Here is a 14,614-nt window from a genome sequence, read left to right as displayed (position 1 = left end):
CGGCTGCCCCGGCGACCCCGGCGACGCCAACAACGGCACGCCGGCAGCCGCGCCGGCCGCTGCATGCGCCGGCGCCCGATGCGTCACGCGACCCGGAACGTCCCCACCGCCCGACGCAGACCTTCCGCCTGCTCTTCGAGCGACGCCGCGGCGGCCGCGGCCTGTTCGACCAGCGCCGCGTTCTGCTGCGACACCTCGTCCATCTGCGACACCGCGCGGTTCACCTGCTCGATGCCGTCGCGCTGCTCGTTCGACGCTGCCGCGATCTCGGTCATGATGCCGGTCACGCGGCCGATCGCCTGCTGGATGTCCTGCATCGTCGCACCGGCCACGCCGACCAGTTTCGAGCCCGTCGAGACGCGCTCGACCGACTCGCCGATCAGCGTGCGGATTTCCTTCGCGGCCGACGCCGAGCGCTGCGCGAGCGTGCGCACCTCGCCCGCGACCACGGCGAAGCCGCGGCCCTGCTCGCCTGCCCGCGCGGCTTCGACCGCCGCGTTCAGCGCGAGAATGTTGGTCTGGAACGCAATGCCTTCGATGGTGCCGATGATGTCGGCGACCTTCTGCGAGCTCTGGTCGATCTCGTTCATCGTGCCGATCACCTCGCCGACGACCGTCGCGCCGCGCGTCGCGATCTCGCTCGCGTTGTCCGCACATGCCTGCGCCTCGACCGCGTGATCGGCGTTCTGCTTCACGGTGGCCGTCAGTTGTTCCATGCTCGCGGCCGTCTGCTGCAACGCCGACGCCTGCTCCTCGGTGCGCTGCGACAGGTCCGTGTTGCCGGCCGCGATCTGGTGCGTGGCGGTCGAGATCGATTCGGAGCCGCGGCTGACCTGGCGCACCGTATCGGCGAGACTACGCTGCATCCCCGTCACGCCCTTGACCAGCTCGGCCATCTCGTCGCGCGACGACCAGTGCAGCTCGGCCGTCAGATCGCCGTCCGACAGGCGGCGGAAATGCGCGAGCAGCCGGTTCACCGGCTGCGTGATCGCGAAATGCAGCCCGACCGCGCAGCCGAAGCAGGCGGCCAGCCCGAACGCGATGCCGGCGAGCGCGCCGATGCGCATCCAGCCGTAATAGGTCTGCGCGGTGTCGTAGACGTCCTTGCCGCGCGCCGCCTGGTATGCGTCCAGCGCATCGGTCGCCTGCGCGAGCGCGACCGACAGCGGCGGCGCGACCGTCATCAGCAGCCGGTCGGCGTCGTCGCGGCGGCCGCCGCGCATCGCGTCGATCATCGGCTTCAGCGCCTGCCCGATCAGCGCCTGGCGGGCGGCGTCGAGCCGGCTCGCGAGCGGAGCTTCGTCGCCGTCGTGCGGCATCGCCGCGTAGGTGCGCCACGCCGCGTCGGCTTTCGCGAGATAACCTTCGGCCTTGCCGACGAGATCGGGCACCTCCGGCGCGTCCGGATGCACGAGCGCGCGGTCGAGCGTGGTGCGCACGATCATCAGGTTCAGGTTCGCCGCGGACAGCGCCGTCTTCGCGACCATCTGGCGCGTATAGGCCTCGTCGAGCGCGCGGTTCGAACTCTGCATCCCGGCAAGGCCGATCAGGCCCGACACGACGAGCAGCACGGCCACCAGACCGAGCGTGGAAAAGATCCGCGTACGGATCGAAAAGCGGGAAAACAGGGCGTTCAGGTTCATCATGTCGGGAGTGAGCGATGAAAAATGCCGCGGCAATCGGACCGCGGCATTCTTTATTACGGTTTCCCTGCAAAAAACTTGAGTGCGAAGTGTGCTTGCACACTGATCTCGGTCAATTCATCTGACCTGAAATCTCCCGTTACCGCTGCAACAATTCGAGCCACGACGATCATTGATCGGACAACGGAATACGCCTATATTTCGACCGATTCACTGCCAAGGCAGATATTTCAATGGAAACCAATACTCTCGTTGCTGTCCCGCCCACCGCCGCGGCCGGCCGCGACGCGCCGAGCGGGCCGATCGTCGCCGCGCTGCTGCTCGTCATGCTGCTGTCCGCGCTCGACCAGACGATCGTGTCGACCGCACTGCCGACCATCGTCGGCGAGCTCGGCGGCCTCGACCGGCTGTCGTGGGTCGTCACCGCGTACCTGCTGTCGTCGACGGTCGTGCTGCCGCTGTACGGCAAGCTCGGCGACCTCTACGGCCGCACAGTCGTGCTGCAGGCCGCGATCGCGCTGTTCCTCGCCGGCTCCGCGCTATGCGGCATCGCGCAGGACATGCCGCAGCTGATCGTGCTGCGCGCGCTGCAAGGGCTCGGCGGCGGCGGGCTGATGGTCGTCACGATGGCGGCGATCGGCGACCTGGCGCCGCCCGATCGCCGTGCGCGCTACCAGGGGATGTTCGGCGGCGTCTACGGCCTCGCCACCATCGTCGGGCCGCTGCTCGGCGGCTTCCTCGTCGAGCACCTGTCGTGGCGCTGGATCTTCACGATCAACCTGCCGCTCGGCGCGCTCGCGCTCGCGGTGATCGGCGTCGCGTTCCGCCCGCAGGCGGCGCCCGTCAAGCACCGGATCGACTACATGGGCGCCGCGTTCCTCGCGACGGCGCTCACCTGCGTGATCCTGTTCACCAGCGAAGGCGGTTCGCTGCTGGCGTGGTCGTCGCCGCAACTGTGGCTGACGCTCGTGCTCGGCGCGGTCGCGATCGGCGGCTTCGTCTACGAGGAGCGGCTCGCGGCCGAGCCGATCATGCCGCTCGAGTTGTTCCGTCAGCGCACCTTCGTGCTGATGAGCCTGATCGGCTTCGTCGTCGGCATCGCGCTGTTCGGCTCCGTCACGTTCATTCCGCTCTATCTGCAGGTCGTCAAGGGCTCGACGCCGTCGCAGGCCGGCTTGCAGCTGCTGCCGATGATGGGCGGGATGCTGACGATGTCGGTCGCGAGCGGCCGGCTGATCGCGCGGTTCGGCACCTATCGGCCGTTTCCGATCGCCGGAACGCTGCTCGGCGGTGTCGCGATGGCGCTGCTGTCGACGCTGTCGCTCGACACGTCGCTGCATACGATCTACGCGTACATGGCGCTGCTCGGCATCGGGCTCGGCATGGTGATGCCGGTGCTGACGCTCGCCGTGCAGAACGCCGTCGAATTCCGGCACATGGGCGTCGCGACCTCCGGTGCGACGCTGTTCCGCTCGATCGGCGGCTCGCTCGGCGTGGCCGCGTTCGGCGCGCTGTTCTCGCACGGGCTGCAGTCGCGGCTCGAGCAAGCGCTGCCGGCCGACGCGACGCTGCCGGCAGCGCTCGGGCCGACGGCCGTCCAGCAGTTGCCGGCCGCGGTGCGCGACGCGTACCTGCATGCGTTCGCCGGCTCGCTGCACGGTGTGTACCTCGCGGCGACGGGCGTGATCGCGATCGCGTTCGTGCTCGCGTGGTTCGTCGAGCGCGCGCCGCTGCGGACGCGGCGTTGAATTGGCGGTGGCGGCGCGCGAGGCGGCAGCGCTGTCGGCCGGGCGCAGTCGCGCGAGGCGGGAAAGTGCGCGAGGCGGCAGCACCACGCCGCTGGTCGTCTGCCTCGATTCGAGCAAGCAGTGCGCGTCGGCGGCTTGGTCGAGCGGTAACCGCGCCTGCCGCGCTCACGGCATCAGGGCCATGCCGCCGGTCGTCTGCTGCATTTCGAGCAAGCGGTGCGCGGCGGCGGCCTGGTCGAGCGGCAGTCGCGCCGCACGCGCTCACGGCAGCATCACTACGCCGTCGGTCGTCTGCTTCGATTCGAGCAAGCGATGCGCGTCGGCGGCCTATTCGAGCGGCAGCCCTGCCGCCCGCGCTCACGGCACCAGCACCACGCCGCCGGTCGTCTGCCGCGTTTCGAGCAAGCGGTGCGCGGCGGCGGCCTGCTCGAGCGGCAGCCCTGCCGCCCGCGCTCACGGCAGCAGCACCACGCCGCCGGTCGTCTGCCGCGTTTCGAGCAAGCGATGCGCGTCGGCAGCCTGTTCTAGCGGCAACCGCGCGGCGACCTCCACGTGCATCCCGCGCGCAAACCGCTCGAGCGTCGCGCGCGCCGCGTCCCGATAGCCGGCCACGTCGCGCGCGATGAAGCCCAGCACGCTCGGCCGCGCCAATGCGATCGAGCGCGCCGGGCCGAGCTCGTCGAGATCGATCGTCTGTCGCGCGCCGATCGCGGCCACCTGCCCGATGCTCGCCACCATCCCGAACGGGCGGATGGCGCCGAGCGTGCGGGTCAGCACGTCGCCGCCGATCCCGTCGATCGCGTAGTCGACGCCCGCGCCGCCGCCGAATGCGCGGGCGGCCGCGACGAAATCCTCGTCACGGTAATCGACCACCGCCTGCGCGCCATGCGCGCGCACCAGCGCGGCCTTGGCCGTCGAGCCGACCGTGCCGATCACGCGCGCGCCGAGCGCGTGCGCCCACTGCGTCGCCAGCAGGCCGACGCCACCCGCTGCCGCGTGGACGAGCACGCTATCGCCAGCCGCCACCTGCCGCACGCGGTGCAACAGCATGTAGACGGTGATCCCCTTCAACAGGCCGCCGGCCACCGTTTCGTCGCTCACGCCGTCTGGCACCGGCACCACGCGCTCGACGGGCAGCGTGCGCAGGCTCGCGTAGCTGCCGGTCGGCAACCCCGCATAGGCGACCCGCTGGCCGGCGACGACGGCGTCCACGCCCGGCCCGACCGCGTCCACCACGCCGACGGCCTCGACGCCCAGCGCAGCCGGCAGCGCCGGCAACGGATGCGCGCCCGTCCTGAAATAGATGTCGACGAAATTCACGCCGACGGCGGTCTGTCGAATCCGCACTTCGCCGGGGCCGGGCGGCGCGACGGGCGCATCGACGCGGCGCAACGCACCGGCGTCGCCGTAGCGGTCGATTCCGATGCGGATCGCGGTTTCAGTTCGGGTCATGGCATTCCTCGCGTTCGTATGAAGTGACGCGATCATCCCATTGTGCATAATCGAGCGAAATTCCCGTTTCCCGCCCACTTCCTGTGCAAAATTCGACCGATCCATCCAGCGGTTCCGCGCCGGCGATGAGCTGGGACGATCTGCGTTACTTCCTCGCGGTGATGCGCGGCGGCAGCTTGTCCGCCGCCGCACGCGCGCTGCAGGTCCAGCATTCGACGGTCGCGCGGCGCATCGACGCGCTGGAGTCGGCGCTGGGCATCCGGCTGTTCGACCGGCTGCCGCGCGGCTGGCCGCCGACCGACGAAGGTCTGCATCTGGCCGAGCATGCGGCGCGCGTCGAGGCCGACGTGCATGCGTTCGCGCGCGCCGCGCAGGGCGCGGCGACGCTCGACGGCGTCGTGCGCGTGTCGGCGTCGCCGGTGTTCGCGAGTCATTTCCTCGCACCGCGGCTCGCCCGCGCGCAGCGCGCGTGGCCGGCGCTACGGATCGACCTGATCGGCGACATGCATGCGGCCAACCTGTACGCGCGCGAAGCCGACCTCGCGGTGCGCCTGTCGCGGCCGAGCGAGCCGGGCCTGGCCGCCCGCCGGCTCGGCACGATGCGCTTCGCACTGTGCGCGTCGCCCGACTGGGCCGCCGCGCCGCCCGATACGTGGGCGTTCGTCGGTTACGACGACGCGCTCGCGCAAATGCCGCAGCAGCAGTGGCTCGAACGCTTCGCGGCCGGGCGCCGTTTCGCGTTCATCTCGAACGATCTCGCCGCGCTGCATCGCGCGTGTGTGGCGGGCGCGGGCATCGCGCTGCTGCCGCGGTTTCTCGTCGATTTGCCGGGGATGGAGGCGGGTTCGGTCGCTTCGGGCATTTCGGGTGCGCCGGGTACTTCGATCACTTCGACTGCGCCGCCCGCCTCGACCACTTCGAGCGCCTCGACCACTTCGAGCGCATCGAGCGCATCGAGCGCATCGGGTGCTTCGGCCGCGTCGGCCGCGTCGAGCACTTCAAGCGCCTCGCCTACTTCAACCACTTCACCCCCTTCGATCGCGACAACCGCTCCGATCACCAAAACCACTTCAACCGACCGCCCCACCGCACCCGCCCTAATCGAACTGACATCCGCCCCGCGCTGCGAAATCGAGCGCGAGATCTGGCTGGTCGTCCACCCGGACGTGCGCCGTTCGCCACGCGTGCAACGCGTCGCCGATGCGATCGCTGAAGCGGTCCGCGACGCGGATGGCCATCTGTAGAGCCGGCGCCGCACGCAGCGCGCCCGCTGACCACCGCCTTTACCGCGCCGCCCGACGGCCGGCATAGTAGCGTTTTCATCCGCCCGCCTTGCCGCCATGCCCGACGCTCCCGCCTGCACCGTCCGCGACGCGACCGATGCCGATCTCGACGCCATTCACGCGATCTATGCGCACCACGTACGCCACAGCGTCGCGTCGTTCGAGGAAGCCCCGCCCGACGTCGCCGAATTGCGCGCACGCCGCGACGCGGTGCTGCGCCACGGCCTGCCCTATCTCGTCGCCGAATGCGACGGCCGCGTGGCCGGCTACGCGTATGCGACGCCGTATCGCACGCGCAGCGCGTACCGCCACACGATCGAGGATTCGATCTACATCGACGACGCGCAGCGCGGCCGCGGCATCGGCCGTGCGCTGCTCGCCGCGCTGATCGCGCGTTGCGAGGCCGGCCCGTGGCGGCAGATGATCGCCGTGATCGCCGACGGCGGCACCGGCGGCTCGACGTCGCTGCATCGCGCATTCGGTTTCGAGCCGGCCGGCGTGCTGAAGGCGGTCGGCTACAAGCATGGCCGCTGGATCGATACCGCGCTGCTGCAACGCGCGCTCGGCGACGGCGCGCGCACGCTCCTCGCGACGCCCGACGCCGGCGCGTCGCGCTAGAATGGCCGCATGCCAAAACAGACTCCCAACACGCCTGACGAGGCCGCAGCGGATTCCCGCAACGAGTACACGGTCGACGAACTCGCGCGCGTATCCGACACGACCGTGCGCAACGTCCGCGCATACCAGGATCGCGGGCTGCTCGCGCCGCCCGAGAAGCGCGGGCGCGTCGGCATCTACGACGACACCCACGTCGCCCGCCTGAAGCTGATCAACCACCTGCTCGCGCGCGGCTACACGCTGTCGAACATCCAGGATCTGATCATGGCGATCGACGAAGGCCACGACCTGCGCTCGATCCTCGGGCTGGAAACCGCGATCGGCGGACGGTGGTCGCACGAACGGCCCAAGACCTACTCGCTGGCCGCGCTCGCCCAGATGTTCGGCCCGCAGACGGCGTCCCAGCTGTCGCGCGTAACCGAGTTCGGGCTGCTCGAACGGCACGGCCTGTCGTTCGTCGCCAAAAGCCCCGCGCTGCTCGAAGCAGCGGCCGCGATGACGAAGGAAGGCATCCCGCCGCGCGAATTGCTCGACGTGATCAGCGTCGCGCGACCGCACTTCGATGCGATCGCGCGGCTGCTCGTCGATCTCGTCGTGAAGCGGCTCGACCGCTACGACGAAGGCACGCTGCCGCCGGTCACCGACGTGCCGGCGCTCGTCGACGCCATCTGGCGGCTGCGTCCGCTCGCGGCCGTGTTCGTCGAAGCCGAGACCAATCGCGCGCTCGAGAACGCGGCCAGCGCCTATCTGGGCGGCCGCGTCGCGACGATCCTCGACAAGAAGCTCAGCGACGAAGCCGCGCGACAGGCCAGCGCATCCGCCCCTTCCGAGCACGCCGGCCGCTCGCCCAGGAAAGGCAACGGCGACAAAGCATAGGACCGCCGCGGTCATATTCATATCGGCAATGCTTGGTTTGCGGGCCCGGTCGCCCGTGCGACGATTCTTCCAACCGAGCGGCACACGCCGCTTTCCGAAGACGTCTCGCATGGAGTCCGTTCGATGATTCGTTTCACCCGCTGGATCGCCCGCATCGCCGTGACGGCGCTCGCCGTCGCCGCCGCGACATCGGCGCTCGCGCAAGGCAGCGCCGACAAGGTCGTACGCATCGGCTATCAGAAGGCCGGGCTGCTGTCGGTGCTCAAAAGCCAGGGCGCGCTGGAGGCGCGGCTGAAGCCGCTCGGCTACGACGTCCAGTGGTTCGAATTCCCGGCCGGCCCGCAACTGCTCGAGGCGCTGAACGCGAACAGCATCGACTTCGGCTATACGGGCGCACCGCCGCCGGTGTTCGCACAGGCCGCGGGCGTGCGCTTCGTGTACGTCGCCGCCGAACCGCCGTCGCCGCACAACGAAGCGGTGTTCGTGAAGGCCGATTCGCCGGTTCGCTCGCTGTCCGAATTGCGCGGCAAGAAGGTCGCGCTGCAGAAGGGTTCGAGCGCGAACTATCTGTTGCTCGAAGCGCTGAAGAAGGCCGGCGTGCGTTACGACGAGATTCGCCCCGTCTACCTGCCGCCCGCCGACGCGCGCGCCGCATTCGAAAGCGGCAACGTCGATGCATGGGCCGTGTGGGACCCGTATTACGCGGCCGCCCAGAATTCGCTGAAGGTGCGCACGCTGTCAGACTATACGGGCCTCACGCCCGCGAACAACTTCTACGAAGCTACGCGCACGTTCGCCGAACAACACGCGGACGTGGTCGGCACGATCCTGAAGCAGGTGCGCGAGACGGGCCTGTGGGTCAACGGCCATCCGGCCGAGACGGCCGCGCTGATCGCCCCGAAGGTCGGCCTGCCGCTGCCGCTCGTGCAGACGTGGATCCAGCGTGTGCCGTTCGGCGCGGTGCCGATCGACGAGAACATCGTGGCCGTGCAGCAGCGCGTGGCCGACGCGTTTTATGCAGCGAAGCTGATTCCGCAGAAGCTGAGCGTGGCGGAGAATGCGTGGACCGACAAGCGGGTGGCAGGCGCGCTGGCGGCGAAGTAATACACGCGGCGGCATCCGCTCGAATCAGGCCGACGGGCGCTCTGCCCGTCGGCCTTCGTGCTTCATCGGTGCCGCGCGCTGCGATACACGCGTTCTGCGTCTGCTGTGCGGACGTCGCACGCAAGCCGCCATCGGCGAACGCTCGCGGCCACCGACCTTGCCGGCTGCGCGACGCGTGCACGACGCGCCACCTCAGCGTCCAGCCACCTTCTTCTGCCGCCACAGACACAGCAGATCGCATGCGACGTGCGCGGCCGCGATCGCCGTGATGTCCGCATGGTCGTAGGCCGGCGCGACCTCGACCACATCCGCGCCGATCAGATCCACCGCGCCGAGCCCGCGCACGATCGCCAGCGCCTGCGCGGACGACAGCCCGCCGGCAACCGGCGTGCCCGTGCCGGGCGCGAACGCCGGATCGAGACAGTCGATATCGAAGGTCAGATAGGCAGGCCGCGCGCCGACGATCCCGACGATGCGCTCGACCGCCGCGCGCGCGCCATGGTCATGCACCCACGCTGCATCGAGCCGCTCGATGCCGAGGAAGTCGTCGTTCCACGTGCGGATGCCGACCTGCACCGACGTCGCCGGATCGATCAGCCCTTCCTTCACCGCCTTGTAGAACATCGTGCCGTGATTGAGGCTGTCCGGTTCGTCGTCGGCCCAGGTATCGCAGTGCGCGTCGAAATGAATCAGCGACAGCGGACGGCCGTAGCGCTCCGCATGCGCGACCAGCAGCGGATACGTGATGTAGTGATCGCCGCCGAGCGTGAGCATCTTCGCGCCCGAGCGCAGGATCGTGCGCGCATGCTCGACGATCGCCGGCTTGATCGACAGCGGATTGTGCGCGTCGAACCAGCAGTCGCCGTAGTCGACGGCCGCGAGATCGTCGAACGGGTCGAAGCCCCACGGATACGGATGCAGCTCCGCGAGCTGCACGCTCGCCGCGCGGATCGCGGCCGGCCCGAGCCGCGCGCCGGAGCGATAGGTTGTCGCGAGATCGAGCGGCACGCCGGAAATCGCGACGTCGACGCCGTCGAGCACACGCGAATAGTTGCGGCGCATGAACGACAGCACGCCCGCGTAGGTGTTCTCGATCGACGAGCCGTACGGCGTCGTGCGACGGATCGCGCCGTCGCCATGCAGAAGTTCGGTCATGGTGGAACCTGTCATGCGTGGAATGCGTGGAGGCCGTCCTGCGCAATGGCGCGGGCCGGGCACGCGTTCATCGGGCTCGCACCGGCGCGCATCGCTACGCACGGCCGGGCGGGACAACGTCAATACCGGAAGCGAGCATAGCAAGGCGGACCGCAACCCTTGCCCCGGCGCGACCGGGGCAACGTGCAAAAAAACCGCTTGGTCACGCCGCTCGCGCGCCGTCGTTTCCTAGAAGGATTCGCCGGTTTTCGCGCGCCGTTTGTTCCCGATAATGCGTGCAGCCGCGCGCTCGCCCGCGCGCCGTCCATCGCAAACCATCGCAGACCACCACGATCCGGAGACACCGCGTTGATCGCCACGCTTCCCGCCCCCTATCGCCGGCTCTGGCCGCTCGCCGCCGTCGCCGCGCTGCTGTACGGACTGTCGCTGGTCACCGCGCCCTATCCCGGCCAACCCGTCGCCAAAGCGGCGATGGGCATCCTGCTGCTCGCCGCGGGCAGTGCGTGCCCCGCGCCGCGCGAGCGCGCGTGGCTGTGCGCGGCGCTCGCCACCGCCGTGCTCGGCGACGTGCTGCTCGCGCTGCCCGCGTGGCCGCCGTCGTTCGTGCTGGGCCTCGGCGCGTTCCTGCTCACGCACCTGTGTTATTGCGCGCTGTTCTTGCGCTGGCGCGCGCGGCCGCGCGGCTGGCGCGTCGGCGCTTCGATCGCGCTGTGGATCGCGGCGGCCGCCTGCTACGCAGCGTTCTTCGCACACCTCGGCGATCTGCTCGTACCGGTGGCCGTCTACATGCTGGCGCTGTGCACGATGGCGAGCCTCGCGCTCGCGGCCCGCACGCGCGGGCCGTTGGTCGCGCTCGGTAGCCTGATCTTCGTCGGCTCGGACACGCTGATCGGCGTCGGCCGCTTCATCGGCGTGTTTCCGGGTATCGAGCTGCTGATCTGGGGCCTCTATGCGCTCGCGCAGCTCACGATCGTGGCCGGGGTTTTCCATGAGACGACGGGCGCAACGATCCGACCCTGAGCGTGTTTCAAACGGTCGGCCGCCGGCCGGCGGTCAGCTCGCCCCGCGGCCGACCACCCGCCGGCGGGTGCTTGCGGCCCTCCCGCACCGCCGCAACACCACACCGTTCCAAACGGCGCAAACCCTTCTGCCACGCGGCTTCCGGCCATTAGAGCGAGCGTTCTAGGCGCTTGCGGTTTCCCGGTTCACGCCCTATCGTTACATCAACCAATGTAACATTCAAAAATGAGCCAGATCGGAGACACCCGGATGAATGCTCGCACGTTGCCTTTCGGCCCGCCCGGCCATGACGGTCATGACGGTCATGACGGCCCGGACGAAACCACCGACATCGCCATCATCGGCACCGGCTTCGCCGGTCTCGGGATGGCCATTCGCCTGCGGCAGACGGGCGCGACCGACTTCGTCGTCCTCGAGAAGGCCGCGTCGGTCGGCGGCACTTGGCGCGACAACCATTACCCCGGGTGTGCCTGCGACGTGCAATCGCACGTCTACTCGTTCTCGTTCGCGCCGAACCCGCGCTGGACGCGCATGTTCGCGCCGCAGCCGGAAATCCGCGCGTATCTCGAAGACTGCGTCCAGCGTTTCGGCATCGGTCCGCATCTGCGAATGAACCACGAGCTGCAGCGCGCCGAGTACGACGAAGCCGCGCAGCGCTGGCGCCTGACCTTCGCGAACGGCAAGCGCCTGTCGGCGCGCGTGCTGGTGTCGGGGATGGGCGGCCTGTCGCGCGCCGCGCTGCCCGCGATCGCCGGCATCGAAACCTTCGAGGGCCGCGCGTTCCACTCGCAGCAGTGGGACCACGCTTACCCGCTCGAAGGCAAGCGCGTCGCGGTGATCGGCACGGGCGCGAGCGCGATCCAGTTCGTGCCGCAGATCGCGCCGCGCGTGAAAAGCCTCGCGCTGTTCCAGCGCACGCCGCCGTGGATCATGCCGAAGCCCGACCGCAACCTGACGCGCGTCGAGAAGTGGCTGTTCCGCACGCTGCCGTTCACGCAGAAGCTGGTGCGCAGCGGCATCTACTGGATGCTCGAATCGCGCGTGCTCGGCTTCGCGATCCATCCGTCGCTGATGAAGAACGTGCAGAAGCTCGCGCTGCGGCACATCCGCAAGCAGATCCCCGATCCGGAACTGCGCAGGACCGTCACGCCGAACTACACGCTCGGCTGCAAGCGCGTGCTGATCTCGAACGACTACTACCCGGCGCTGTCGCGCAAGAACGTCGACGTGATCACGACCGGCATCGACCACATCGAAGCCGATGCGGTCGTGACGACCGACGGCAAGCGGCACGAGGTCGACTGCCTGATCTACGGCACCGGCTTCCAGGTCGCCGACCCGTATCCGCGCGGCGCGATCATCGGCCGCGGCGGCCTCGACATCGTCGATGCGTGGCGCGACGGCGCGCATGCGTATCTCGGCACGACGCTGCCCGGCTACCCGAACTTCTTCATGATCGTCGGCCCGAACACGGGGCTCGGCCACAACTCGATGGTGTTCATGATCGAATCGCAGATCGAGTACATCCTCGGCGCGCTGCGCGCGATGCAGCGCGAACGCGCCGACGCGATCGAGGTGCGCCCGCTCGTCGAGGCGCAGTACAACAGCGCGCTGCAGGGCAAGCTGAAGAAGGCGATCTGGTCGACGGGCGGCTGCAAGAGCTGGTACCTCGATCCACGCACCGGCAAGAACACGACGCTGTGGCCGGGCTTCACCTGGCGCTTCCGGCAGGCCACCGCGCACTTCTCGATCGCCGATTACCACGCGTACCGCGCACCGCAGCACGCTGCGAGCGCGCGGCCCGCGGCAGCGCCGGCCGCTTCTACATCCACTTCCGCCGACGCGGCCTGAGACAGAAAAGGAGCAACCGACATGAGAGATTTCGCCAACAAGGTCGCCGCGATCACCGGCGCGGGCTCGGGGATGGGCCGCTCGCTCGCGGTGCAGCTCGCGCAGGCCGGCTGCCATCTGTCGCTCGCCGACAAGAACGCCGTCGGCCTCGCCGAAACCGAGCGGATCGTGCGCGCGATCGCGCCGAAGGTGCGCGTGTCGACGCGCGTGCTCGACGTCGGCGACCGCGACGCGATGTACGCGTGGGCGGCCGACACCGCGCAGGAACACGGCAAGGTCAACCTGATCTTCAACAACGCGGGCGTCGCGCTGTCGAGCACGATCGACGGAATGGATTACGCCGACCTCGAGTGGATCGTCAACATCAACTTCTGGGGCGTCGTGCACGGCACGAAGGCGTTCCTGCCGTATCTGAAGGCGTCGGGCGAAGGCCACGTGATCAATACGTCGAGCATCTTCGGCATCTTCGCGCAGCCGGGGATGAGCGGCTACAACGCGACGAAGTACGCGGTGCGCGGCTTCACCGAATCGCTGCGCCAGGAGCTCGACATGATCAAGTGCGGCGTGTCGGCCACCTGCGTGCATCCGGGCGGCATCCGCACCAACATCGCGCAGTCGAGCCGCGTCGCGAAGAACATGGTCGGCTTCATCGTCGAAAGCGAGCAGCAAGGCAAGGACAGCTTCGAGAAGTTCTTCATCACGACCGCGGACGACGCCGCGCGCACGATCCTCGCGGGCGTGCGCGGCAACAAGCGCCGCGTGCTGATCGGCCGCGACGCGAAGGCCGCCGACTGGATGGCGCGCGTATTGCCGGCCGCATACCAGGCACTCGTCGTGCTCGCGACGCGCCGCGAGGCCGCGAAGGCGCGCCGCGCAGCGGCCCGCTACGGCGCCGCGGCCGGCGCGCCGCTGAACGCGACTTACAACAACGCAGGCAATCAGGGAGGAGAACAATCATGACGACCCCGAACATGATGCCGGTGCGGCGCGACATCCGTTTCGCGCTGCCGCCCGAACGCGCGAAAGACTGGCACGTGCAGGGCGTGCCGGTCACGCACTTCATGAACGCGCTGTCGCTGCTGTTTCCGGCCGGCGAGCGCTTCTTCATGGATTCGGTGCGCAACTACCGCGATCGCATCGAGGATCCGCAGCTGAAGAAGCAGGTGCTCGGCTTCATCGGCCAGGAAGCGATGCACACGCGCGAGCACATCGAGTACAACGACCTGCTGCAGTCGGCCGGCCTGCCCGCGCACAAGCTGGACAAGCGGCTGTGGGCGATCCTCGGCTTCTTCAAGAAGGTGCTGCCGCATTCGATGCAGCTCGCGATCACCATCGCGCTCGAGCACTACACGGCGATCCTCGCGAACCAGCTGCTGTCCGGCCACGAGCACCGGATCGACGGCTCGGTCGAAGGCTATCAGCAGATGTGGATGTGGCACGCGATGGAGGAAACGGAGCACAAGGCGGTGTCGTACGACGTATGGAACGCGGTGATGAAGCCGGGAATCGGCAGCTACCTGCTGCGCACCGGCACGATGCTGCTGACCACCGCGATGTTCTGGACCATCGTGTTCGACTTTCACGTGCGGCTGATGCTCGCGCACCGTCGCTGGCACGGGCGGTTCGGCGGGATGGGCCGCCTCGTCAAGTATCTGTACGGCCCGAAGACCGGCGTGTTCCCGAGCATCGCGCGCGAATGGCTCGACTACTTCCGGCCGGGCTTCCATCCGTGGGACCACGACAACCATCAGTATCTGCAAGGGCTCGACACACTGCTCGCGAACATCGATGCGACCAATGCGCGCTACGCGGCGCAGGCCGCGCCGCGCCGCGTGCCGTTGCACCCGGTCGCGCAGGCGTGACG

At 69.0% G+C, this 14,614-nt stretch carries 12 protein-coding genes; 9 read left to right on the top strand and 3 right to left on the bottom strand.

Annotation, left to right across the window (positions count from 1 at the left end; genetic code table 11):
• Positions 1 to 83 precede the first annotated feature (83 nt).
• A complete protein-coding gene (locus tag AK36_RS03650; RefSeq protein WP_041494308.1) occupies positions 84 to 1,643 on the bottom strand; it encodes a methyl-accepting chemotaxis protein in 1,560 nt (519 codons plus the stop codon).
• A gap of 233 nt (positions 1,644 to 1,876) precedes the next feature.
• Here AK36_RS03650 and AK36_RS03645 point away from each other — a divergent pair, with 233 nt between their 5' ends.
• The gene (locus AK36_RS03645; protein WP_045577879.1) at positions 1,877 to 3,391 is read left to right on the top strand and encodes an MDR family MFS transporter; all 1,515 of its coding nucleotides are present in this window, start codon (positions 1,877 to 1,879) and stop codon (positions 3,389 to 3,391) included.
• A 453-nt stretch (positions 3,392 to 3,844) separates the two neighbouring features.
• On the opposite strand, the gene AK36_RS03640 is transcribed toward AK36_RS03645, so the two are convergent.
• Positions 3,845 to 4,843, bottom strand: a complete 999-nt coding sequence (locus AK36_RS03640; RefSeq protein ID WP_045577878.1) for a quinone oxidoreductase family protein — start codon at positions 4,841 to 4,843, stop codon at positions 3,845 to 3,847.
• 125 nt (positions 4,844 to 4,968) lie between these two features.
• On the opposite strand from AK36_RS03640, the gene AK36_RS03635 reads away from it, so the two are divergent.
• From AK36_RS03635 to AK36_RS03620, 4 genes are all read left to right on the top strand, one after another.
• Positions 4,969 to 6,087 (top strand): LysR family transcriptional regulator, encoded by a 1,119-nt coding sequence (locus AK36_RS03635; protein ID WP_045577877.1) that lies wholly within the window; start codon positions 4,969 to 4,971, stop codon positions 6,085 to 6,087.
• Positions 6,088 to 6,183: 96 nt separating this feature from the next.
• Positions 6,184 to 6,744: a GNAT family N-acetyltransferase gene (locus AK36_RS03630; RefSeq protein WP_045577876.1), complete on the top strand. Its 561-nt coding sequence runs from the start codon at positions 6,184 to 6,186 to the stop codon at positions 6,742 to 6,744.
• Between the two features lie 9 nt (positions 6,745 to 6,753).
• Positions 6,754 to 7,620, top strand: coding sequence for a MerR family transcriptional regulator (locus AK36_RS03625; protein ID WP_011882470.1), 867 nt, complete (start codon positions 6,754 to 6,756; stop codon positions 7,618 to 7,620).
• Between the two features lie 123 nt (positions 7,621 to 7,743).
• Positions 7,744 to 8,724, top strand: coding sequence for a sulfonate ABC transporter substrate-binding protein (locus tag AK36_RS03620; RefSeq protein WP_034195219.1), 981 nt, complete (start codon positions 7,744 to 7,746; stop codon positions 8,722 to 8,724).
• Between the two features lie 192 nt (positions 8,725 to 8,916).
• On the opposite strand, the gene speB is transcribed toward AK36_RS03620, so the two are convergent.
• On the bottom strand, positions 8,917 to 9,879 hold the full coding sequence (gene speB, locus AK36_RS03615) for an agmatinase (RefSeq protein WP_011882472.1): 963 nt from the start codon (positions 9,877 to 9,879) through the stop codon (positions 8,917 to 8,919).
• Positions 9,880 to 10,227: 348 nt separating this feature from the next.
• Here speB and AK36_RS03610 point away from each other — a divergent pair, with 348 nt between their 5' ends.
• The 4 genes from AK36_RS03610 (at position 10,228) to AK36_RS03595 (ending at position 14,612) form a co-directional block, all read left to right on the top strand.
• Positions 10,228 to 10,899 (top strand): lysoplasmalogenase, encoded by a 672-nt coding sequence (locus AK36_RS03610; RefSeq protein ID WP_011882473.1) that lies wholly within the window; start codon positions 10,228 to 10,230, stop codon positions 10,897 to 10,899.
• Positions 10,900 to 11,148: 249 nt separating this feature from the next.
• On the top strand, positions 11,149 to 12,750 hold the full coding sequence (locus AK36_RS03605; protein ID WP_011882474.1) for a flavin-containing monooxygenase: 1,602 nt from the start codon (positions 11,149 to 11,151) through the stop codon (positions 12,748 to 12,750).
• A 21-nt stretch (positions 12,751 to 12,771) separates the two neighbouring features.
• The gene (locus tag AK36_RS03600; protein WP_011882475.1) at positions 12,772 to 13,710 is read left to right on the top strand and encodes an SDR family NAD(P)-dependent oxidoreductase; all 939 of its coding nucleotides are present in this window, start codon (positions 12,772 to 12,774) and stop codon (positions 13,708 to 13,710) included.
• Complete coding sequence (locus AK36_RS03595; RefSeq protein ID WP_043292464.1) at positions 13,707 to 14,612, top strand: metal-dependent hydrolase; 906 nt, start codon at positions 13,707 to 13,709, stop codon at positions 14,610 to 14,612. Before AK36_RS03600 ends, AK36_RS03595 begins: the two co-directional genes overlap by 4 nt.
• Positions 14,613 to 14,614: the final 2 nt, after the last annotated feature.

Source organism: Burkholderia vietnamiensis LMG 10929 (assembly GCF_000959445.1).
Lineage (GTDB): Bacteria > Pseudomonadota > Gammaproteobacteria > Burkholderiales > Burkholderiaceae > Burkholderia > Burkholderia vietnamiensis.
Note: the sequence above shows the minus strand (reverse complement) of the source record. Positions and strands in the feature narration are given on the sequence as shown.